19 protein-coding genes are annotated in these 22771 nt (G+C 68.4%); 12 read left to right on the top strand and 7 right to left on the bottom strand.

All coding sequences use genetic code 11. From position 1 onward, the window contains the following. Positions 1-285 precede the first annotated feature (285 nt). Positions 286-1554, top strand: a complete 1269-nt coding sequence (locus ACTWQR_RS52460; RefSeq protein ID WP_443234455.1) for an IS256 family transposase — start codon at positions 286-288, stop codon at positions 1552-1554. Between the two features lie 87 nt (positions 1555-1641). Here ACTWQR_RS52460 and ACTWQR_RS52455 read toward each other — a convergent pair whose 3' ends face one another. From ACTWQR_RS52455 to ACTWQR_RS52435, 5 genes are all read right to left on the bottom strand, one after another. Continuing rightward, entirely contained in the window at positions 1642-2922 is a 1281-nt protein-coding gene (locus ACTWQR_RS52455; protein WP_443234454.1) for a metallophosphoesterase, read from the bottom strand. A 207-nt stretch (positions 2923-3129) separates the two neighbouring features. Further along, positions 3130-3807 carry a response regulator gene (locus ACTWQR_RS52450; protein WP_443234453.1) on the bottom strand — a complete coding sequence of 226 codons (678 nt, stop codon included), beginning with the start codon at positions 3805-3807 and terminating at the stop codon, positions 3130-3132. After that, positions 3804-5123: a sensor histidine kinase gene (locus ACTWQR_RS52445; protein ID WP_443234452.1), complete on the bottom strand. Its 1320-nt coding sequence runs from the start codon at positions 5121-5123 to the stop codon at positions 3804-3806. Before ACTWQR_RS52445 ends, ACTWQR_RS52450 begins: the two co-directional genes overlap by 4 nt. Positions 5124-5320: 197 nt before the next feature. Continuing rightward, positions 5321-7555, bottom strand: a complete 2235-nt coding sequence (locus ACTWQR_RS52440) for an MMPL family transporter (RefSeq protein WP_443234451.1) — start codon at positions 7553-7555, stop codon at positions 5321-5323. A gap of 171 nt (positions 7556-7726) precedes the next feature. Continuing rightward, a complete protein-coding gene (locus tag ACTWQR_RS52435) occupies positions 7727-8593 on the bottom strand; it encodes an SDR family NAD(P)-dependent oxidoreductase (RefSeq protein WP_443234450.1) in 867 nt (288 codons plus the stop codon). 57 nt (positions 8594-8650) lie between these two features. Between ACTWQR_RS52435 and ACTWQR_RS52430 the strand changes: the two genes are divergently transcribed. From ACTWQR_RS52430 to ACTWQR_RS52420, 3 genes are all read left to right on the top strand, one after another. Then, on the top strand, positions 8651-9115 hold the full coding sequence (locus ACTWQR_RS52430; protein WP_443234449.1) for a MarR family winged helix-turn-helix transcriptional regulator: 465 nt from the start codon (positions 8651-8653) through the stop codon (positions 9113-9115). Positions 9116-9233: 118 nt separating this feature from the next. Further along, positions 9234-9629 carry a Mom family adenine methylcarbamoylation protein gene (locus tag ACTWQR_RS52425; RefSeq protein ID WP_443234448.1) on the top strand — a complete coding sequence of 132 codons (396 nt, stop codon included), beginning with the start codon at positions 9234-9236 and terminating at the stop codon, positions 9627-9629. Between the two features lie 784 nt (positions 9630-10413). Continuing rightward, entirely contained in the window at positions 10414-11004 is a 591-nt protein-coding gene (locus ACTWQR_RS52420; RefSeq protein ID WP_443234447.1) for a TetR/AcrR family transcriptional regulator, read from the top strand. Between the two features lie 140 nt (positions 11005-11144). On the opposite strand, the gene ACTWQR_RS52415 is transcribed toward ACTWQR_RS52420, so the two are convergent. Both ACTWQR_RS52415 and ACTWQR_RS52410 read right to left on the bottom strand, forming a co-directional pair. Then, positions 11145-11951, bottom strand: a complete 807-nt coding sequence (locus tag ACTWQR_RS52415) for a class II aldolase/adducin family protein (protein ID WP_443234446.1) — start codon at positions 11949-11951, stop codon at positions 11145-11147. A gap of 40 nt (positions 11952-11991) precedes the next feature. Beyond that, positions 11992-13533, bottom strand: coding sequence for an aldehyde dehydrogenase family protein (locus ACTWQR_RS52410; RefSeq protein WP_443234445.1), 1542 nt, complete (start codon positions 13531-13533; stop codon positions 11992-11994). 143 nt (positions 13534-13676) lie between these two features. On the opposite strand from ACTWQR_RS52410, the gene ACTWQR_RS52405 reads away from it, so the two are divergent. From ACTWQR_RS52405 to ACTWQR_RS52370, 8 genes are all read left to right on the top strand, one after another. Then, on the top strand, positions 13677-14648 hold the full coding sequence (locus ACTWQR_RS52405) for an SMP-30/gluconolactonase/LRE family protein (protein ID WP_334662156.1): 972 nt from the start codon (positions 13677-13679) through the stop codon (positions 14646-14648). Between the two features lie 75 nt (positions 14649-14723). Next, positions 14724-15590, top strand: a complete 867-nt coding sequence (locus ACTWQR_RS52400) for an SDR family NAD(P)-dependent oxidoreductase (protein ID WP_443234444.1) — start codon at positions 14724-14726, stop codon at positions 15588-15590. 112 nt (positions 15591-15702) lie between these two features. Then, complete coding sequence (locus tag ACTWQR_RS52395; protein WP_443234456.1) at positions 15703-16905, top strand: amino acid deaminase/aldolase; 1203 nt, start codon at positions 15703-15705, stop codon at positions 16903-16905. A 42-nt stretch (positions 16906-16947) separates the two neighbouring features. Next, positions 16948-18219 (top strand): MFS transporter, encoded by a 1272-nt coding sequence (locus tag ACTWQR_RS52390; RefSeq protein WP_443234443.1) that lies wholly within the window; start codon positions 16948-16950, stop codon positions 18217-18219. Between the two features lie 46 nt (positions 18220-18265). Continuing rightward, the gene (locus tag ACTWQR_RS52385; RefSeq protein WP_443234442.1) at positions 18266-19609 is read left to right on the top strand and encodes a D-arabinono-1,4-lactone oxidase; all 1344 of its coding nucleotides are present in this window, start codon (positions 18266-18268) and stop codon (positions 19607-19609) included. After that, the gene (locus tag ACTWQR_RS52380) at positions 19545-20945 is read left to right on the top strand and encodes a cytochrome P450 (protein ID WP_443234441.1); all 1401 of its coding nucleotides are present in this window, start codon (positions 19545-19547) and stop codon (positions 20943-20945) included. The genes ACTWQR_RS52385 and ACTWQR_RS52380 overlap by 65 nt, the downstream gene beginning before the upstream one ends. Then, on the top strand, positions 20942-22183 hold the full coding sequence (locus ACTWQR_RS52375) for an NAD(P)/FAD-dependent oxidoreductase (RefSeq protein ID WP_443234440.1): 1242 nt from the start codon (positions 20942-20944) through the stop codon (positions 22181-22183). The genes ACTWQR_RS52380 and ACTWQR_RS52375 overlap by 4 nt, the downstream gene beginning before the upstream one ends. Continuing rightward, positions 22176-22508 carry a 2Fe-2S iron-sulfur cluster-binding protein gene (locus ACTWQR_RS52370; protein WP_443234439.1) on the top strand — a complete coding sequence of 111 codons (333 nt, stop codon included), beginning with the start codon at positions 22176-22178 and terminating at the stop codon, positions 22506-22508. The genes ACTWQR_RS52375 and ACTWQR_RS52370 overlap by 8 nt, the downstream gene beginning before the upstream one ends. The last annotated feature ends 263 nt before the right edge of the window (positions 22509-22771 follow it).

Here is a 22771-nt window from a genome sequence, read left to right as displayed (position 1 = left end):
GACATCCGGGCCTGGGTCAAGGACTGGAACCAAGACCCCAAGCCATTCATCTGGACCAAGACAGCCGAAGAGATCCTCGACTCCCTCGCCCGCTTCTGCCGACGGATCTCTGGCGCAGGACACTAGTGTCCTGCGCCAGTAGTTGAAGGAGTGTCATGAATTAGGTGGGAACTTCACCGGAAGGGACACCTGATGACGAGCCAGAAGACTCACTCTCTTGAGACGGTGGGCGGCGTGTCGCTTGCCGCCGGCGGGACGGCGGCGGACGGTGCGGACATGAGGAGAATGCCGGAGTCTGTGGACGGGCTGGGTCTGGACCTGCTGGACGCGCTGACGCTGCTGGCCAGGGACAAGGTCCGCGGCGGCGGACTGAGACTGGTCGGCGAGGGCGGTCTGCTGCCCGCGATCACGCAGCACCTGATGCAGGCCGCTCTGGAGGCCGAGCTCGAGGAGCACTTGGCCGCCGAGGCCGAGCAGGCCGGCGGGCGGGGCTCGCGTTCGGGCGGCAACGGCCGCAACGGGTACCGCACGAAGAAGGTGATGAGCGAGGTCGGGCCGATCACGCTGCAGATCCCCCGCGACCGTCTGGGCACCTTCCGGCCCCGCATCCTGCCCAAAGGGGCCCGTCGCACCGGCGCCCTGGACGAGATGGTCCTCTCGCTGACCGCCCGCGGCATGACCTCAGGCGAGATCGTCGCGCACCTTGACGAGGTGTACGGGATGAAGACGTCCAAGGAGACGATCTCCACGATCACCGACAAGGCCCTGGACTCGATGAACGAGTGGCGCACCCGTCCCCTCGACGCGATCTACCCGGTCGTCTTCATCGACGCCATCCACGTCAAGATCAGGCACGGGCAGGTCGCCAACAGGCCCATCTACGTGGCCATCGCGGTCACCGCCGACGGCTACCGCGAGATCCTCGGCCTGTGGGCCGGCGACGGTGGCGAGGGCGCCAAGTTCTGGCAGCAGGTCCTCACCGACCTGCGCAATCGCGGGGTCAGGGACGTGCTCATGCTGGTCTGTGACGGGCTGTCCGCCCTGCCGGACGCGGTTGCGAACGTGTGGCCCCAGACCGTCGTGCAACGCTGCGTCGTGCACCTGATCCGGCAGAGCCTGCGCTACGCCTCAAGGCGGGACTGGCCCGAGGTCGCCGCCGACCTCAAGCCCGTCTACACCGCCGTCAACGAGGCCCAGGCTCGCGAGCGGCTCGACGAGTTCGACGCCAAGTGGGGCCACAAGTACGGCAGTATCGCCGCCGTCTGGCAGCGGGCCTGGAGCGAGTTCGTGCCGTTCCTGGCCTTCCCCGACGCGATCCGCGAGGTCGTCTACACGACCAACAGCATCGAGTCCCTCAACGCCCGCTACCGCCGCGCGGCCACCGCCTGCGGACATTTCCCCAACGAGCAGGCGGCACTGAAGAGGATCTACCTGGCCACCCTCGCCCTCGACCCCTCCGGGCGCGGGCGCAAGCGCTGGAACAACAAGTGGAAGGCGGCACTGAACGAGTTCGACCAACTCTTCGACGGCCGCCTTACCGCCGGACGGGTGTAGGCCAGTCGGACCAACCAAAAACCACTACACCAAAAAGCCTAAAAACACCTAAATCATGATAGACCCGTTCACCCTGACGAGCCGAAGTCAGTATTGCCTGCGCAATTCGATGACTGTGATGTCGGGTGGTGCTCCGACTCTGATGGGTGGCAGGGATGCTCCGACTCCGCGGGAGACGTAGAGCTGTGTGTGGTCGATGGTGGCCAGTCCCGCTGTGAGGGGTTGGGTCAGTGGCACGAGCAGGTTGCCGGGGAAGAAGGCTCCGCCGTGTGTGTGCCCGGACAGTTGGAGATCGACTTCGTGCCGGGCGGCTTCGTGCACCTGCACTGGTTGGTGGGCGAGCAGGACGACGGGGTGGGAGGCGTCGCGGTCGCCGAGGGCCCTGTCGTAGTCGGGTGTGTCGTGGTTCTGCTCGCCTGTAATGTCGGTGACGCCTGCGAGGTCGATGGCTCCGCCCTGATGTTTGATCAGTGTTCGGGTGTTGCGCAGGGTGGTGACGCGGAAGTCGGCGAGTGTGGCGATCCAGGCGTCGACATCGTGGCGGTAGTCGTGGTTGCCCGTGACGAAGAAGGTGCCGTGGGTCGAGGACAGCCGGGTGAGCGGCGCGGCGTGAGCGGCCAGGTCGCCGGCGGTGCCGTCGGAGAGATCGCCCACGATGGCGATGATGTCGGGCGACGTGTCGTTGATCATCCGGACCATGCGTGCGGTGTGGGCGCGGCCGAAGAACGGCCCGAGGTGGAGGTCGCTGGCCATGGTGATGCGTATGCCATCGAGTGAGGGGTGCAGTCGGCGCAGGGCCACGGGCACGACTTTCACATCGGGTGCTCCCAGGCCGCGGTGAAAGCCGTAGCCGGTGGTGGCCACGGCGGTACCGGTGGCGAGCAACGCAACCGAGCGGGCCAGGACGAGACGGCGATCCACCATCCGCGGTGCGTCCTGGGCCGGTCGGGGATTCGGGGCGCCCATGACCGGAGCCGCAACGGAGTGGCCCTGCTGCACGACCGGCGCCCGAGGGGCCTGCGCGGGAATCACGGGGCCGGATCCGGTGCGACGCCGCAGTGCACGCGCCGTGAGGCGTGCAGGGATCTCCAGGACGACGAGCGTCATCAGCAGGTAGGCGGCCAGGGCGACCCACACGAAGGCCGGCCAGGCCAGCCATGCGATGCGTGTGGGGTTCGCGTACTGAGCGGCGAGGACACCTGCGGGGACCAGGACCGTGAGAGCGACCGCCGTGGCCCCGCCCGCGCGGCGCAGCCGGGCGGACGCTGTGACGTCCTTGACGAGCCGCAGGTAGAGGTAGCGGTGTGCGGCGGCTGAGGCGACGATGCTCACCGCGGCGACGGTGGCTTCCTGCGCGAGGGTGCTCACGCCGCTGCCTCAGCCGGTGGGAACGGACTGGAGACGGATCGCCCGTCGTGGGTGCTGGCGTCGAGGTGTCGGTGCATAGCGGCGGGGTGCTCCGGGAGAGTTGTCGAATAGTTGGAGTTGATTGGTCCGGGGGTCGGCGGCGCCCGGCCGGAGGGACGGCCGCGTCGGACGGCGGCATCTGGGGTCCATCTGCCTGCTCGTGCGGGTTCAGTGGGGGTGGGCCAGGCCCACGTCGTAGGCGAAGATGACGGCCTGTACGCGGTCGCGGACATCGATCTTTGCCAGGATGCGGCTGACGTGGGATTTGACCGTGGACTCGGCCAGGTGGAGGTGGGCGGCTATCTCGGTGTTGGACCATCCGGTGGCGATGGCGGCGAGGACTTCGCGTTCGCGTTCGGTCAGGGCGGCCAGGTGTCGTCGCTGTTCGGGGCTGAGGACAGGAAAACCGGGCGTCCGTTGTGGGTGCGAGGTGGTGAAGGCGTCGATGAGTCTGCGTGTCAGGCCCGGGGAGATGACGCTGTCGCCGGCCGCCACTGCCCGGATGCCGACGACAAGTTCCTCGGGGCGTGCGTCTTTGAGGAAAAAGCCGGCCGCGCCGGCCCGCAGGGCCTCGTAGGCGTACTCGTCGAGGTCGAAGGTGGTCAGGACCAGGACCCGCGAACGGCCGCCGGATTCGACGATGCGGCGGGTGGCTTCGATGCCGTTGACGCCGGGCATCCGGACGTCCATCAGGACGACGTCGGGGCGGAGTTCCGCGGTCAGGCGGACGGCCTCCTGGCCCTGGGAGGCTTCGCCGACGACCGAGATGTCCGGCTGTGCTTCGAGGAGCATGCGAAAGCCCAGTCGTTGCAGGGTCTGGTCGTCGACGATGAGGACGGTGGTCATATGCGGTGCTTCTCCGTGATGGCGCTGGGCAGGGTGTGGGAGGTGCTGAGGACGGTGTGGACGCGCCAGCCGCCGGCGGGGGTCGGGCCGGCGCTGATGCGCCCCTGGTAGAGGGCGGCGCGGTGGCGCATGCCGACCAGGCCCTGCCCGCTGTGCCTGCCATGCCGTTCGCTGTCCGCCGCGCGGGTCGGGCCTGTGTCCTCCACCGTGATGTGCACCGATTCCTCGTCCCTGTGCAGGTCGACGGACACGGTGGTGTCGGCCGCGGCGTGTTTGAGGGTGTTGGTGAGGGCTTCCTGCACGATGCGGTAGACGGTGAGCTGGAGGCCGGGACTGAGCGGTGTCAGGTCCCCGTCGGTGTGCAGGTCGGCGGTGGGGCCGGCGGCGCGGACGCGATGGAGCAGCGCGGGCAGGTCCTGAAGGGTCGGCTGCGGTGCGAGCGGGGTGGTGCCCCGCTGTGTCGCGGGGTTGTCGACCACGATGAGCAGGCGGCGTAGTTCCGCGAGGGCCTCGCGGCCGCTGTCGCCGATGAGGTCGAGGGTGTCGGCGGATCTCTCCGAGCGGGACCTGGCCAGGGCAGCCGCTCCGTCGGCCAGGCCGATGATCACTGCAAGGGTGTGGCCGAGGATGTCGTGCATCTCGTGGGAGACACGGGTGCGTTCCCAGGCTGCGGCCAGGCGGGTCTGCTGGTCCCTCTCGGTCTCCAGAGCCACGATGTAGGCCTTCGCCAGACGTCCGGTGAGGGCCAGTCCGGCGCAGGCGGTCACGGCGAGCATGGCCAGCAGCGTGACGATTTCTGGGCGCTTGGCGTGTTGCAGCTGGCCGCTTCCCCAGAACGCCGCGACCCAGACGACCAGTTGAACGGCGGTGACCGTGCAGGCGATGACCAGCTGGCGGTGCCTGCCGTAGCGGCCGACGTTGTAGAGCGCGACGATCCGGGCCGCGTCGGCACCGTTGAGGACGTTCAGCGGTAGCGCGAGGACGGAGGCAGCTGTGGTGATCGCGAACACCAGGCCGGGACGTCGTTCCCGCCACAGCAGCGGAATGGTGTAGGCGAGGGTGAGGACGATCTCGCTGGGCAGGTGGGCGCGGTTGGCCGGGTTGAGCAGGGAGGGCAGCCCGAGGACGGCGCAGAAGACGGGCACGGCCCACAGCCGCAGCCGGGGGTGGTCGCGGTCGAGCATCCGCCATGCGGCCAGCCCACTGATGATCGACACCGTGACGCGGTGATCGGGGTCGCTGGTCAGTGACCGCGGAAGCCGGGAAGCATGGGGCGAGGTGCCGCGTACGGGTTCTCGGGTGGTCGGCTCGCTCATGGCAGGTGGGGGCCTTTTCGCTGTCCGGGCAGGCCGCCCGCCGTTCCTCGGGGAGCGTGAACCGGCGGGCGGGGGCAAAGGGGCCCGGACAGCTGATATGCGGTGCACGGTGTGCTGTCCGGGCTCCCGGGGGACCGCCTGCCGCCCCTCGGGGGATGGGGGCCGGCAGGCGGGGTCGGGGCGTGCCGGGGGTGTGCCTACCCGAGGGGCGCGGGCGCCGTCGGCTCCTGGTCGCTCTGCGCGGGGATGCGGGTCTGACGGTCGTGTTCGGCCAGTACCCGGCGGAGCTTCTCGCCCTCCACGTCGACGTTGGGCAGGAGGCGGTCGAGCCAGCGGGGAAGTGCCCAGGCCCGTGCGCCGAGCAGGGTCATCACCGCGGGGACGAGGGTCATGCGGATAACGAAGGCGTCGAAGAGGACCGCGGTGGCAAGGCCCATGCCGATGGATTTCACCAGCGCGATGTCGTCGAGGAGGAACCCGGCGAACACGGAGATCATGATGATGGCGGCGCCGGTGACCACGCGGGCGCCGTGGCGGAACCCGGTGACGATCGCTTCGGTGGGGCCGGCGCCGTGGACGTACGCCTCGCGCATCCCGGAGACGAGGAACACCTCGTAGTCCATGGCCAGGCCGAAGACCACGCCGATCAGCAGGATGGGCAGCAGGCTGACGATGGGGGCGGTCTCGTCGACGCCGAAGACGTCCTTGAGCCAGCCCCACTGGAACACGGCGACCAGCACCCCGAGGGTGGCGACGACGCTGAGCAGGAAGCCGGCCGCGGCCTTGATCGGGATCAAGACCGAGCGGAACACGAGGAGCAGCAGGACCAGCGCGAGGCCGACCACGATGGCCAGGTAGGGCACCATCGCCTCGCCGAGCTTGGCGGAGACGTCGATGTTGAGCGCGGTCGTGCCGGTCACCATCACCTGCGTGCCGCTGTCCTTCTCCACCACGCCGCTGCGGTCGCGTATGTCGGCGACCAGGTCAACGGTCTCCTGACTGGTGGGCGGGCTGCTCGGCACTGCGGTGATCAGGGCGACGTCACCGGCCTCGTTGAAGACCGGGGGCCGTACGGTGGCGACGTCGTCGAGGCCGTCCAGCATGACGGAGGTGTCCGTGGCCGCGGTCTTCGCGTCGTCGCTGTCCCGAGCGTCGACAACGATGGTGAGCGGGCCGCTGAAGCCCGGCCCGAAGCCCTTGCTGAGCGTGTCGTAGGCCACGCGCTGGGTGCTGCCCGGGGCGGCCATGCTGTCATCGGGCAGGGTCAGCCGCAGCGACAGTGCCGGGATGGCCAGCACGCCCAGGCCGACGACCGACGCCAGCAGCATCTTCCAGGGATGGCGGGTGACGAAGCGGCCCCAGCGAACGCCCATCGTGACGCGCCGGCCGTGCTGCTCTGCCCGCACGCGGCGCGTGGTGAGGCGGCCGTTGGCCACGCGGGTACCGGTGAAGCCCAGCGTGGCCGGCAGGAGGGTGAGCGCGACCAGCACGGCGACGGTGATGGCGAAGGCCGCGGCCAGGCCCATGGTGGTGAGCATCGCGATGCCGATGACACTCAGACCGGCCAGCGCGATGACAACGGTCAGACCGGCGAAGACCACCGCCGAGCCCGCGGTCCCCAGAGCACGCCCGGCGGCTTCCTCGGGCGCGTGCCCCTCACGCAGCTCTGTCCGGTAGCGCGAGACGATGAACAGGGCGTAGTCGATGGCCACCGCCAGACCCAGCATGAGCGCCAGGGTCTGCGCGTTGGAGGCCATGTCGACGAAGGACGAGGCGACGGTGATGGCGCACAGGGCGATGCCGACACCGACGATCGCGGACACCAGGGGCAGTCCGGCCGCGACCAGCGAACCGAAGGTGATGACCAGGACGAAGGCGGCGACCAGCAGACCGATCAGTTCGGCTGCGTTGCTCTCTTCCTCCTCCAGCACCGCGTTGCCGCCCAGACTGACGTTCAGGTCCGCCTTCTCGCCCTTGTCCGCCACCTCGTGCAGGGCGTCCGACGCGGCGGGAGTGATGTCGGCCTGCGGGACGGCGTAGGTCACCTGGGCGTAGGCGATGCTGCCCGAGGAGCTGACCAGGCCGGCGGTGAAGGGGTCGGTGACGCTCGCCACCTGCCGCGCCTTGCGCAGTTCGGCGACCAGGGACTCCACCTCATGCTTGTGCGCGGCGGACGTCAGCTTCTGCCCGTCCGGAGCCTCGATGACCACGCGGGCCGTGGCGCCGGCGGCCGAGGCCTGCGGGAACTCCTTCTCCAGCAGGTCGATGGCCTGCTGCGACTGGGTTCCGGGAAGGGTGAAGTCGTCCGTCGTACTGCCCGACACGCTGCTGACGCCGATGACCGCGGCGACGAGCACCGCGATCCATGCCAGCAGCACCAGTCGGCGCCGCCGGAAGGCGAGCCGGCCGAGCCGGTAGAGAAAGGTGGCCACGAAAATTACTCCCACCAGGAGAAGAACGGATGTGTGAGGGCGGGCCCGACCGGCTCCGCCAATGAACGTAGGAGTCGGGTGCGGCCGAAAAGAGCTACTGGAGGACGAATCCGCGCCCGGGGCGGTACCCCGGTACCGGGCGGTGTCCTCCTTGAGGCGGGCGTCCGGGTCTCAGCCGGACGGGTGGGCGGCGAGAAGTGCCGCGGTCGCGTCCCACAGCTCCCGCTGCACGCGCGGGTCCCGGCCGGGTTCGGGGCACTGCAGGGGGCGGGCTTCGCGGGCGGAGAAGTAGCCGCCGGTGGTGCCCGCGAGCGCCGGGTCGGTGGCGAGCCGCACGATGATGCCGGCGCCCTTGCGGGGATCGCCGAACCTCAGGGTGTTCAGCACCCGCTGCAGGACGGCGGAGCCGGGCAGGTCCCGGCCCAGGCCGGTGGCGTTGAAGCCGGGGTCGCAGCAGTTCACGGTGACCTTGTCCGCGTCCAGGCGGCGGGCGAGTTCCTGCGTCCACATGATGGTCATCAGCTTGGTGCGCCCGTACAGGGGCATCGACTCCCGGCGGGTGTAGGGATCGGTGCGCCGCAGGTCCTTGGCCGGGGCGATCGTTTTGGCCTGCTGGGCCGCTTCGGAGGCGACGTTGACGATCCGGGCCGGCGCGGACGATCCGAGCTTCGCCGTCAGTGCCTCGGTCAGGACGAACGGGCCGAGGTAGTTCACCGCCGTCATGTCCGCGAGGCCCTCGGTGGTGATGCGCTGCGCGAAGGCGTGGAGGCCGGCGTTGTTGACCAGGACGTCCAGGTGCGGGTAGTGCGCGGCGATCTCCTCGCCCGCGCGGCGGGCGTCGGAGAGCAGGCCGAGGTCGGCGTGGAAGACGTCGACGGGCTCGTCGGTCACCGCTTTCAGGTCGGTGACGAGGGCTTGCGCCTTGCTGCGGGAGCGGGCCACGGTGCCGATGCGGTAGCCCTGGCGGGCCAGCTCGAAGGCGGCGATGTGGCCCAGTCCGGAGGTGGCTCCGGTGATCACGGCGACGGGACGGTCCATCTCACAACCCCTTTCATGAGGTACCTCACGATCCTGTTGTGCGAGGATACCCGAACCATGGAGCAGCACGAATCAGCGACGCTGGGCAGCGCCCCGGAGCAGGTGGGACTGTCTTTCCTCACCCTCGCGTACAGCCTGCGCGAACAGGTCGACCAGTACATGCTGGCGACCGCCGGCCTGTCCCTGTCCCGCACCAAGGTCCTTCAGGCACTGGCCGGCTGCGGCGCGCTCCACCAAGCGCAGCTGGCCGCCTCCCTCGGCCAAGCACCGCGCTCCGTCACCCAGATCGTGGAGGGCCTGGAGCGCCTCGGCATGGTCGCCCGAACCGGCGACCCCGAGGACCGCCGCCGCAAGACCGTCTCCATCACTGACACCGGCCGCACGGCACTAAAGGCCGCGGAAGAAGCGGGCACGCACGTACTTCGCCAGTGCTTCGGCCGGCTCGAACCACAACAGCTGGCCACACTCGACACGCTCCTCGCGCACCTGGACATCGCCCTCACTGGCGGCAAGACCGGCTGACACGCACGGAAGAGCCCGCCTGGAGGAGGCTGTGCGATGCCGATTTCTCCGAAGCCGGATCCGCCCCCAGTGGGTCAACCCATAGACCTGTAGGAAAACTGGGCCTTGTGCTGTGGTGATGGCTGTTTCCGGTGCGCAGAATCGGCCGTTCACGGAGTCGTTGGTGTGCTCGCGGTTCGTCCTGCTGGATGACTGCCCCGGAAATTCTGAGTCGTGGTTCCTCGCCAACTGCCTAGATCACCTGCTCTCCCGTGGCGTACGCGGAGTCGTCTCGTTCGCCGACCCCGTGCCGCGCCGGACGTCCTCGGGAGTTCTGGTCACGCCCGGGCACGTTGGCACGATCTACGCAGCGACGAATGCCGTGTACGCCAGCCGGGCGACCGCCCGGACAGTGAAGCTCCTGCCCGACGGCACCGTCTTCCATAGTGGAGTACGCAAGGTTCGCCCGGACGTCGTGGCCACCGAGGTGGGGATGGAGTCCGCTGGGGCATGGACGAGCCGGAGCTGCAGCTGATCGCCGCGTCCTGCACCTCGCAGGCGACAGGCCGGAGACCTGGGCCCTGGACATAACTGGCGGCGAGCCCAACCTGCTGATCGCGTTGCTGGCCGCTCACGGCCAACGGAACGGGAGGTGGTCAGCCGACGGACGTTATTCCGCCGTCGTGGCGCTCCGCGCGGCAGCGGTTTCTTCCGCTGCGACGGCCAGACCGACTCCAACGCGGCCTTGACCGTGCGGAAGCCGACTCCGTACTCACAAGGCCCGGTACGACATCCCTGCCCGGCATCGCCACCACCGGCGGCGGCACGGGACTCCTCATCTCCTTCGTCACGGGCGACGTCGAGCCCACCTACGTATGGCCCTGCGTAGCACTCGCCGACCTCGGCATGGCCTACGACCTCGCCCGCCGCGCCCTCGACCAGCACCACCATCCCTGACGCCCGCCGCCGGGCCCACTCCAGGGCCCCGGCCCGACGGCTACCCGGACATCTCCGGCAAGGACTGCTACTCCACGGAGCTGATGGCCACCGCATCGGCATCAGCAAGGACGAGTACTTCGTGGGCTCGTGTCGGCGCCGCGGCTGCGCCGCGCCTCGTTGACGACAGCGCGTGTCGTGGTCTTGACGAGGTGGCATCGACATCGATGACCAGGCCCACACCGGCTACTGCCTGAAGCCCACGGACGAGATGTACGCCATCGACTCCGACGACCGAAATCACAGTTGGTCGATCGTCCAAGACGCCGGTTAGCATGGACGAGCATTTCACTCTTGATGAAACGGTGGACCGAATGTCTCGCATGGCAGCGAAGGATCGACGGGAAGAACTCATCGTCGCGGCGTTCCGCGTCATGGTCCGCGACGGAGTCGTCAAGACCACGACACGCGCTGTCGTCAACGAGGCGAAGATGCCGCTGGGCATTTTCCACTACTGCTTCAACTCACGTGAGGAGCTCCTCCAGGAAGTCATCACCCGCATCACGGACAGCGGCGTGGCCAAGGCCCGGAACGTGTTCGAGGGAGAGGGCGACCTCGGCGCACGCATCGCCAGGAGCCTCTACGCCTTCTGGGAGGGAGTTGAGCTCAGCCCGGGAGAGCATCAGGTGGGGTACGAACTCACTCACTACGCGTTGCGCCAGGAGGGCTTTGAGGATCTGGCCCGCCGGCAGTACGAGCATTACCTGGAAGTCCACGAGAAGCTCCTGGCTGAAGCCGCCGAGAGCGCGGGCATCAAGTGGACGGTGCCCCTTCCCGTTCTGGCCCGCTACCTCAACGCGGTGCTGGACGGTGTCACGCTGTGCTGGCTGGCCGACCGTAACAGCGAGAACACCCGCGAGGTGCTCCGCCTGACCGGCGAGCACCTCATGAGCCTCGCCGCCAAGGACGCGTGAGGTGAGTCGCCGGTGAGCGCACGCTCACCGGCACTGGCCGCCCCCTCGTCGCATGGCGGCCACACCAAAAAGTCGGGTGGGTGCGGCGGCCGTAGCCGCCGCACCCACCCGCCTTGGCTTCCTAGGATCAGCGCGTCATGTCAGTCGAACAGGTCGGGCTGGTCTGCGGTGATCTGGTCCCACAGGGGGCGGAACTGGAACCAGCCCGGGAGGGGGCCGGAGATCTGGTCCCTCACCATCCGCGCCGTTTCCGCATCGATGAGCTTCGGTTCACCCGCGGCCATGGCCAGCAGCTGCGCCTGGCAGGAGCGTTCCATGGTGATGAAGTACCAGGCCGCCTCGGCGACGGAGGCCCCGACCGTGAGCAGCCCGTGGTTCTGCAGAACGACGGCCTTTCCCTTGCCCAGCGCCACACCGATCCGTCGGCCTTCCTCGGTGTCGTTCACCACTCCGCGGTAGTCGGAGTAGATGCCGTGGTCCTCGAAGAAGGCACAGGCGTCCTGGGTGATCGGCTCGAGCGGGACGCCGAGGCTGGAGAAGGCCTTGCCGTGCAGGGAGTGGGTGTGTGCGGCCGCGACCACATCCGGCCTGGCCCGGTGCACCTCGGAGTGGATACAGAACGCGGCGTTGTTGACCGGGCGCTTGCCCTCCAGGAGCTTGCCGTCATGGTCGACGAGGATCAGGTCGGAGACGCGGATCTGGCTGAACGACATCCCGAAGGGGTTGACCCAGAAGGCCGAGGGGTTCTCCGGATCGCGGGCCGTGATGTGTCCGGCCACGCCCTCGGAGAAGCCGAAGCGAGCGAACAGGCGGAAGGCGGCCGCGAGTTCCTGCTTGCGGACCTGACGCTCCTCCTCGGTGCTCAGGTTCTGCTGGGGCAGCGGCAGGGTGACGCCCTCGGGCATGGCGCCGACGGACATGTGCGGGGCGGCGGGTGTCGTGGTCATCGGGATCTGGCCTTTCGTGATCTGGTGGGCGGTGGCGCGGTTACTTGCTCCGGCGGCGCAGGCGGTTGCCGTACATGAGGTCCACTAGGCGCAGGATGGACCGGTAGGCCGAGGGGTCGAACGGGATCATGTGAAGGTCGCGGCGGGTCGGGAAGCGGTTCACGCTGACGGCCTGGAGCCTGGTGTACTTGCGGATTCCCTCGGCGCCGTGCCGTACGCCGAGGCCCGACTCCTTCCAGCCGCCCATGGGCAGGCCGAAGGCCATGTAGTTGGTCTGGGCGTCGTTGATGGTGACGCAGCCTGCCTCGAGACGCTCCGCGAGGTGTCGGGCACGCTTCATGTTCGAGCTGATGATGGAGGCCTGCAGGCCGTAGGTGCTGTCGTTGACGAGCCGGACGGCCTCCTCGGCACTTGCGACCTTCATCACGGGCAGCGTGGGTCCGAAGGTCTCCTCACGCATGCATTTCATGGTGTGGTCGACGTCGACGAGCAGCGTTGGTTCGAAGAAACGGCCCGGGCCGGAGGCGGCGTGGCCCCCCACGAGGACGCGCGCTCCTCGGCTCACGGCGTCCTTGACGTGGTCCTCGACGATCGACATCTGAGGCGGGAAGGTCATGGCGCCCACATCGGTGCTGCCCAGCCCTGCCGGCCTGCCGGAGGTGACCTCCTCGAACCGCTGGCGCAGCCTGGCGACGAACGCGTCGTACACCGGCTCCTCGACATAGACGCGCTCCACCGAGGTGCACATCTGCCCCCCGTTGCACAGAGCACCGTGCAGGGTGACGTTCACCGCCCGCTCCAGCGAGGCATCGGCCAGCACGATCAGAGCGTCCTTGCCGCCGAGTTCGAGTGAGCACGGGACGAGCCGCTCGCCCGCCCGCGCGGCGACGGCCCGGCCGGTCTTCGTGGATCCGGTGAACATCACGAAGTCGGCGGTGTCGACCAGGGCCTGGCCGGTGGCGCCGGCGCCGGTCACGACCTGGAAGACGTCCTTGGGCCAGCCGCACTCACGGGTCATCTTCTCCATGAGCAGCGCGGTCAGCGGTGTGTACTCCGAGGGTTTGAGGACGACGGCGTTGCCGGCGGCCAGGGCGGGGATGGCGTCACCGAAGGAGTTGATCAACGGGTTGTTCCAGGGGCCGATGACTCCGACGACACCGAGGGGGACCCGCCGGGTGTACATGCTGCGGCCGAGTACGAACGGCGAGAGCGAGCGGATCTTCGTGTCGGCGAGGTGGTGCCGTGCTCGCTTGGCCCAGTAGGCGAAGGCGCTGACGCAGTAGACGATCTCGACGATCGCGTCCTCTTCGGTCTTGCCGTTCTCCGCGACGATGGAGTCGATGATCTCCTGCCGGTGAGTCAGCAGCCACTGGCGACCACGCGTGAAGAATTCCGCACGGCTTCGGGCGCTCAGTTCAGCCCAGCCCGGCTGTGCCTGTCGGGCTCGTGCGACCGCTTGCGCCACCTCCTGCGCCGACGCGTCTGCGGCGTGGCCGACCACTGCTCCGGTGGCCGGGTTGTCCACTGCGATGGGTGCGTCCGCCCGGGCGCCGTCGGGCGTGAGCGATCGAGTCTGAGCCACGGAAAAACTCCTGCCGGAACGTTGACTTCGGTTTGCCCAGAATGAGACGGTCACCCGTACAAGTCAAGCGTCTTGTACATATGACCAACTTGCTTTGCGGCAGAGACACCACGCCCAAGGCCCGTCACCAAGGAGCGGCTGGAATGAAACGGACGACATCAGTCGCGTTGAGTGGCTTCGGCGTTCCCGAGTCACTGCGCTGGCATCAGGGAGCCCTGTGGTTCTCCGACCTGGCACACGGCACGGTGCACCGCTGGGACGGCACGGGAGAGGCCGAGACGGTCCTCAAGGTTCCCGGCCGGGCCGGCGGACTCGGCTGGCTTCCGGACGGGCGCATGCTCGTCGCCTCCATGGACGGAGGCGTCGTGTACCGACTGGAAGCAGACGGCGAGCTCGTCGAGCACGCGGATCTGCGGCACCTTGTCGGCGGCCCGGTCAACGACATGCTCGTCGACCCGCACGGGCGTGCATACGTGGGCAACTTCGGCTTTGACTACCACGCGTTCGCCCGCGAGCACGCGAACGCCATGCTCTACGCGCCGCCCGGCCCGACGAAGGCGCCGATCGCGTGCCTGGCTGCGGACGGGACCCTGCTCGGGGTGACCGAGCCGGTGCTCTTCCCCAACGGATGCGTCCTGACGGCCGACGGCACCACCATGGTGGCGGCCGAAACCCTGGCCATGCGGCTCACCGCCTTCCCCGTGCTCCCCGACGGCACGCTCGGGGAGCCGCGCCCCTGGGCCCCGCTGATCTCACCGTTCCTGTGGCATGCGGTGAACCATCCGGGTCTTCTCGGCCGGATCACCCGCAGGATCTCGGCGCTGCTGGACCGCCCAGCCATCGCCAAGCGCTCCGCTTCACCGATCGCCCCCGACGGCATCGCCTGGCACAGCGACGGCGAGACGATGTGGATCGCGAACGCACTGCGCGGCGAATGTGTCCGCGTGGCCGAGGGGGGTCGCGTCCTCGACCGCGTGACGACGAGCCAGAACACCCTGAGCTGCCTGGTCGCAGGTCAAGACGGGCGCACCCTGTTTGCCGCGACCGTGCCGACCGACGATCCCGTCCGAGCCGCAGAGCTGAACGGCGGTCGCATCGAGATGCTCCGGTTGTGAATCCCCAGGTAACGAGGAAGGACAATCTCATGTCGTACGGTTGACTTGGACAGGCGACCAGGAGACTCTGTGGCCATGAGTGAAGTGTCTGAAAACAGCCGGGTGCTACTCGTCACCGGCGCAGCCTCCGGCATCGGGGCCGCGATCGCGCAGTCCGCGGTCGCACGCGGCCACCGCGTGATGCTGTCCGATGTCAACGAACAGGCCGTACAGGCCAGGGCGCTCAGTCTGGGCAGCCGGGCCGCCGGCTGTGTCCTGGACATCCGGAATCCGGCGGCTTGGGTCAAGGCCTTCGAAGCAACGGAGGCCGTGTTCGGAGCCGTCGACGTGCTGGTCAACAACGCCGGCATCACCCACACCGGTCACGCAAGTGACCTCGGCCCCCAACAGCACCGCGACATCCTGGAGGTCAACCTGCTCGGCGCCATCACCGGCACCTGCACGGCGATCGAGCGGATGACCGTGCAGGGCCGCGGCCACATCATCACCGTCTGCAGCATGACGTCGTTCCTCCCGCTGCCCGGATACGCGACGTACTGCGGCTCGAAGCACGGGCTGCGGGCCTTCCATCACAGCGTGGCCCTGGAGGAACGCGACGGGCCACTGGACTTCACGATCATTCATCCTCCGTCCACGCGCACGGACATGCTTGAGCAGGAACTGGCCGACCCCGCTTGCGCCATCTCCTTCGCCGAGAAGTCCTACGCACCGGAGGAGATCGCCAAGACCGTCGTCGACGCGATCGTCTCCAAGCCGGTCGAGGTGGTGTTCCCTCCCCTGGGCGGACGTGTCCAGCGGATCGCCGGCGTCTTCCCCCGCCTGATGCGGTGGGTGATCCCGCTCGCCGAGGCCAAGGGAAGAAAGCAACGAGAGCGGATCATCGCCCCCACGGGCCGCCGCCGGTCCGATGCGGCGCGGCCTTCGGACGGCTCGACCGTCTGACGCGGTTCCCGGCCGCCGCTTACCGGGCCGGTCCACTGAACTACCGAGAAGGGGTGCGGATGTGAGCGCACATGTGGCGTCCTGGCCGGACGTGAAATCGGCCGCCTCCGCCATGGCCGGTTTCAGCGAGGTCCGGATGGCCCAACTGGAGCGGGCCACCCAGCACTTGGATCCGCCGTTCGCCGTGGTGGACCTCGATGCCTTCGACGCCAACGCCGGCGATCTGGTGCACCGCGCGGGCGGCCGCGCCACGATCCGCCTGGCCAGCAAGTCGGTCCGCAGCCGCGACCTGATCCAGCGCGTCCTCCGGCGCCAGGGCTACCGGGGCATCCTCGCCTTCACCCTGCCCGAAGCCCTGTGGCTGGCCGAGGACCACGAGGACGTGGTCATCGGCTACCCGACCGCGGACCGCACCGCGTTGCAGCAGCTGGCCAAGGACGAGCGGGCGGCCTCACGCGTCACCCTCATGATCGACTCCGTCGCCCAGCTGGACTTCATCGACGAGGCCGTCGGTGCCGCCCGCCCCCCTCTGCGGCTGTGCATCGATCTGGACGCCTCCCTGGAACTGGCCGGCGGGCGCATCCACCTGGGCCCCTACCGCTCTCCCGTGCACACCCCGCACCAGGCCGTCACGCTTGCCCGGGCAATCCAGAGCCGTCAGGGGTTCCACCTGGCCGGGGTCATGTCCTACGAAGGACAGATCGCCGGCATGGGCGACAACCAGCCCGGATCCCCTCTCAAGCGCGTCGCGCTCCGTGCCATGCAGCGTCTGTCGGCACGTGAACTGGCCGACCGGCGCGCCGCCGCGATCGCCGCAGTCGAGACCGTCGCCCCCCTGGAGTTCGTCAACGGCGGCGGCACCGGCTCCGTGGAGCAGACCTCGGCCGAGCACGTCATCACCGAGATCGGCGCGGGTTCGGGCCTGTACGGACCGGGGTTGTTCGACTTCTACCGACACTTCCGTCCCCGGCCCGCCGCCTACTTCGTCATGCCGGTCGTACGCCGTCCCACGGACAAGATCGCCACCGTACTCGGGGGCGGTTGGGTCGCCTCCGGCCCGCCCGGCCGCGACCGTCTGCCCACTCTCAGCTGGCCCCGGGGCCTGCGGATGAACCCGCTGGAAGGAGCGGGGGAAGTGCAGACACCGGTGCTCGGTCCGGCAGCTCACGGACTGCACCTCGGCGACCACGTGTGGTTCCGGCACGCCAAAGCCGGCGAACTGTGCGAGCGGGTGAACACCCTCCACCTGGTGTCCGGCAGCGAAATCGTCGGCCAGGCCCCCACGTACCGGGGTGAAGGACACGCCTTCCTCTGACCCATCTGCCCCATCCGCGGCCCACCTTCTCCCGGAAGCCCGATGCTCCCCGACTTCAACTCACCCGCTCCTGCCCTTGCAAGCCCCCTCGGCCCGGCCACCGCCCAAGGACCGGCCGCGCCCGTCTCGCGCCGCTGGACCAGTCTGTACGGCCTGGTGTGGTTCGGCTTCTGGATGGCAAACCTCGTCCCCCTCCAGCTGCTGCTCCCCCAGCAGCTGGAAGCGATCGACCCGGCCTCGAAGGTCTACGACTTCGCCATCGTCAACGGTGTCTCCGGGCTGGTCGCACTCGTCGCCCTGCCCCTGTGCGGCGCCCTGTGCGACCGTTCCCGCAGCCGCTTCGGCCGGCGCAGACTCTGGCTCACGGCGGGCGCTGTCGCCTTCGCCGTCGGGCTGATCGTCACCGGCGCGCAGACCACCGTGACCGGTGTGGTCGTGGCGTGGGCGGCCAGCATGATCGGTCTCAGCGCAGCCACCGCCGGGCTCACCGCCATCATCGCCGACCGCGTTCCCGAAGACCAACGCGGCATGATCTCCAGCGCCATCTACGGTCCCCAGGCCCTCGGCGTGGCCGTCGGCATCGCCCTCGTGTCGGCTTTCGGACTCTCCCCCATGTCCGGGTTCGCCGTCATCGCGGTCCTGCTGATCGTCTGCCTGGTGCCGTTCCTGGCCGCCCATCGCGACATCGCCTTCAACGCCGAGGCACCGCTCAGCATCGGGGAACTGCTCGCATCGATGGGCAGCTCGCTCAGGAACCGGGAATTCGCCTGGGCCTTCGGCGGACGGCTCCTGGTGAATCTGGCGAACTCGCTGGGCACGTGTTACACGCTCTACTTCCTCAGCGATGGCCTCACGGTCCCCGATCCGGCCGGCAGCCTGCTGGTCTGCACCGTTCTCTATCTCCTGGCCGGCCTTCTGGCCACCGCCGCCGCCGGTGTGCTGTCCGACCGCCTCGGCCGACGACGGATCTTCGTCGCCCTGGCGGCGCTGCTCCAGGCTGCTTCCGGCTTCCTGCTGGCGAGCGCCCCGAGCCTCACCGTCATGATGGTGGCATCCGCTCTCATGGGCGGCGGCTTCGGTGCGTACATGGCCGTCGACCAGGCTCTGATCACACAAGTGCTCCCCGACGCCGAGAGTCGGGCCAAGGACCTCGGCATCATGAACATCGGCTCGGTCGTTCCCCCGGCGATCGCCCCGTTGATCGCCGGAGCGATCATCAGTTCGGAACGCGGCTACCCGCTTCTCTTCGCGCTCGTAGGTGCGGCCGCCGCCGTCGGAGCGCTCCTTGTGTACCGCATCCGTTCCGTCCGCTAGATACGCGCGTGGCACCACCGCCCAGCTCACCGAGGAGGAGTAGGACGTGGCAACGACCCGCTACGGCGCGCACACGGGCAAGAACCGCGCGAACAGGAGTGTGTGGCGGAACTGGGCCGGGAACGTCACGGCCCGCCCAGTGAGGGACGTCGCACCCGCCTCGGTCGATGAGCTCTGCGCCGTTGTGCGCGAGGCGGCCGAGGACGGCCTGCCGGTGAAGCCCGTCGGCAGCGGCCACTCGTTCACCGCCGCTGCCGCGACCGAGGGCGTGCTGATACGGTCTGACCGCCTGACCGGCATTCGCGCCATCGACCGGGAGGCCGGAACCGTGACCGTGGAAGCGGGCACACGACTCAGGGACCTGAACGTCGCCCTGGCCCGGGAAGGCCTGTCGCTCACCAGCATGGGCGACATCATGGAGCAGACCGTCGCCGGCGCGACCAGTACGGGCACCCATGGCACGGGCCGCAGCTCGGCAGCGATCGCGGCCCAGATACGCGGCCTTGAACTGGTGACGGCGGACGGCTCGTTGCTCACGTGCTCCGAGAAGGAGAACCCGGACGTGTTCGCCGCTGCACGCATCGGGCTGGGCGCGCTCGGGGCTGTCAGTGCCATCACGTTCGCCGTGGAACCACTGTTCCTTCTCACCGCGCACGACGAACCGATGACGTTCGACACGGTCACCGCGACCTTCGACGAACTCCACGCGGCCAACGATCACTTCGAGTTCTACTGGTTCCCGCACACCGGAAACTGCAACACCCTGCGAAACAACCGCAGCACAGGTCCGCTCGCCCCGATGGGCCGGTTCAGAGGCTGGTTCGAGGACGAGTTTCTCTCCAACGGTGTTTTCCAGGCAGCCAACTCGCTGGGGCGGGCCGTGCCCGCCGCCGTCCCGGCCATAGCGAGGGTGTCGAGCCGGGCTCTTTCCGCCCGCAGCTACACGGACATCCCGTACAAGGTCTTCACATCCCCCCGCCGGGTGAAGATGATCGAGATGGAGTACGCCCTCCCGCGCGAGGCACTGATCGGCGCCCTGCGCGAGTTGAAGGCCATGGTTGACCGTTCGGATCTGCGGATCAGCTTTCCCGTCGAAGTGCGTACGGCACCCGCGGACGACATCACCCTCTCCACGGCGTGGGGCCGTGAGAGCGGGTACATCGCCGTCCACACCTACCGGGGCATGCCCTTCCGTGAGTACTTCGCCGCGGCGGAGCGCATCTTCACCGCGCACGGCGGACGCCCGCACTGGGGCAAGCTGCACACACGTGACGCCGACTACTTCGCGGCGGCGTATCCGCGCTTCGGTGAATTCACCGCACTGCGTGACCGCCTCGATCCGGATCGGCGCTTCGGCAACGCATACCTTCGACGAGTCCTGGGCGACTGACCCGGCCCTGTCCACAGCTCATTACAGAAAGGTGGTAGTTAAACCCATGTCCTCCACACAGCTGACTTCGGTGGCAGATCTTCCCGCCATTGAGGACTTCATCACATTCGACAATTTCTCACGCAACTTCGTGGAAGCGGCATGGGAGTTGCGGGGCCGAGAAGGAACCGACTTTCTCCGGGGCCCGATGAACAGTCTCGTCGTGCTCCGTAACAAAGACGCCAGAACGCTTGCGGCGAATCCGGCGTTGGGCAACGTGCCCGCGGACATCGTCTTGTGGATGGCCACCGAAGCGGATCTCGGCTCCGGGCCCGTGACCAAACCGGATCCCGAACAGACCGAAGGGTACGGCAGGTTCCTGCGGAACCAGGTGTTCACCTCCAACCCTCCGCTGCACCAGCCGTACCGTAATCTCCTGGTCCGGCAACTGCTGCCCCGGAACATCCTCCGTTTCGCTCCCGCCGCCGCACGCCTCGCACAGGAACTTGTCAAGGAGTGCGCCGGGCGCGACCGGACCGACTTCTCCCGGGAGTTCGCCGGGCGGTTCGTCACCCGCTTCTGGGCCGAGCAACTCGGGCTGAGCAGCGACCAGGCGGCGCACGTCCAGCACCTCATGGAGGAGATGAGCCTGACGTTCCTGCTCACCCGCACGCCCGAGCAGTCGCAGCGCCTGTTCTCTGCTGCGGCGACGTACATGGACGTGGTCGGAGAAGCCGTTCGGAAGGCCTGGTCGGACGGAGGCAACGCGCTTCTCGACGACATGGCGGCCGAACTCACCACGATCGACATGGAGGGCAAGCCGGAGGACATCGGCTCGTTGGTGGCCTCGAACTTCTTCGACGGCTTCCACACGATCGGTGTGGCGATCGAGAACGTGGTCTTCCGCATGCTGAGCGACGGGACGGCCCTGGAACAGGTCCGTGCCGACCCGGCGTTGGTCACCAGTGCCTTCTACGAGGGCACACGTCTGGAGTCCCCGCTGATGCTCAGTCAGCGACTGACGCTGCAGGACGTCGAGTACAACGGCGTCTCCGTCCCCGCCGGCACACCGGTCCTCATGATGTGGGCCGCGGCCAATCGCGATCCCGAGGTCTTCGACGACCCCGACAGCTACCGGCTGACCCGGCAGATCCAGCACGGCGCGACCTTCGGCGGCGGTGCCCATCTGTGCCCAGGCAGGAACGTGGCCCGGATGCTCACTGAGATCGCCGTGACCGCGCTGACCGCGCCCGATGTCGATATCGCACTGGTCGGGGACGATCACGAATGGGCGGCCCACTCCCTGATGCGGCAGCTGACGGCGTTGCCGGTCACCATCCGACGGGTGCACCGGTGAAGACCGTCGTCATCGTCGGTGCGGGACAGGCCGGCTCGGAACTGGCCGTGGCACTGCGGCAGAACGGTTTCAGCGACCGAATTCTGCTCGTCGGGGCCGAACCCCACCTGCCCTACCAGCGCCCGCCGCTGTCCAAGGCGTTCCTGCACGGCAAAGTCGATCAGGTGGCACTGCGGATTCGCGCCCTGGACGCCTACACCAACGCCGGCATCGAGGTCGAACTCGACACTGCCGCGGTCGGGATTGACCGCCGGACACGATCCGTCGCCTTGGCCGACGGGCGCACGCTGCGCTACGACAAGCTGGCTCTCACCACCGGTGGCAGTCCGCGTCCTCTCCGATTCGGCTCCGGCCACGTCCCAGGCAGGACTCTGCATCACCTCGACGACGCGATCGCGCTGCGGCAGGAACTGCAGTCCGGTGGCACCCTACTGATCGTCGGTGGCGGATTCATCGGCCTGGAGACGGCGGCCGCCGCGACCGACATGGGGATCGCGGTGACGCTCGTAGAGGCCCAGCCGCGAGTCCTGGCCCGGACGTGCCCACCGGCCGTCTCCGCCTTCGTCGAACGCGAGCACCGCAATCACGGTGTCGATCTGCGCACAGGCGTGTCCGTGCGCAGCGTCGCCCGGCGCGACGGAGCCCTCCTTGCGGAGCTCAGCGATGACACCGTGGTCAGAGCCGACCTGATCCTGACTGGCGTGGGGATCGCTCCGAACGACACCCTCGCCGCCGCCGCGGGACTGGCCGTCGACGACGGTGTCCTGGTCGACGCCGTGGCCCGGACCGCGGACCCCGACATCGTCGCCGCGGGCGACTGCACGCGACAGTGGCACGGTTTCCTCGGCCGCAGCGTACGCCTCGAATCCGTTCAGAACGCCACTGACCAGGCCAGAACCGCGGCCCGGACCCTGTGCGGAAAGCCGACCGAGCGCTTCACGGCGCCCTGGTTCTGGTCCGATCAGTACGACCACAAGATCCAGATGGCCGGCCTGCCGCAGACCGGCGACACAGAAGTCGTCCGCGGCGACCCGTCATCGAACTCCTTCAGCGTGGTGTATCTGCGCAACGGCATCATCACCGGCCTGCACGCGGTCAACCGGCCGCGGGATTTCACGGCCGCCCGGCAACTCGTCACGGCGCGGGCCGCCATGACCGGGGATGAAGCCGCCTCCGAAGACCTCCCGCTGTCCGAACTGATGAAGCGACACCAATCCACCGCAGAAAGGCGTGCCTGACGTGCCAGTGATCAGATTCATCGAGGCCGACGGAACACCGCACCCCGTGGAGGCCGCCATCGGCCAGAGCCTCAAGCAAGCGGCACTCGACCATCTCGTGCCCGGCATCATCGGCGACTGCGGCGGCTGCGCTTCCTGCGGAACCTGTCACGCCTACATCGACGAAAAGCACCTGCCGCTCCTCCCTCCGGCTGACGAAAACGAGGAGATGATCCTCGAGGGCGTACCGGCGTCACGCACCTCCAACAGCCGCCTCACCTGCCAAATCCCTGTGACAGCCGACATGGCCGGGATGGAAGTACACATTCCTGACACTCAGTTCTAAGGGACGGGTCATGTCTCGAGTGCCAGGGTGGCTCGGGCAGGCTCGGTGCCGGGCTCACCGAGCTGAGTAAGCGGCTCGACGAGCGGCGCGCCGACGTCGACCAGGAGAGTCGAGAGTCACAGGGCGAGCAAAAAGACGATGGTGTCCCTCGTCGTGGTGTACGGGATCAGCGGCTGGGAGTGCGCGGGCGTCTGCCCGGGGCGCACTTCCACGGATGGGTACCGCTCCCTGAACAGGAGGTGGGCCACCGCGTAACTCTCCTT

Origin of the sequence: Streptomyces sp. 2A115 (genome assembly GCF_052245575.1) — a bacterium.
Classification (GTDB): domain Bacteria; phylum Actinomycetota; class Actinomycetes; order Streptomycetales; family Streptomycetaceae; genus Streptomyces.
Note: the sequence above shows the minus strand (reverse complement) of the source record. Positions and strands in the feature narration are given on the sequence as shown.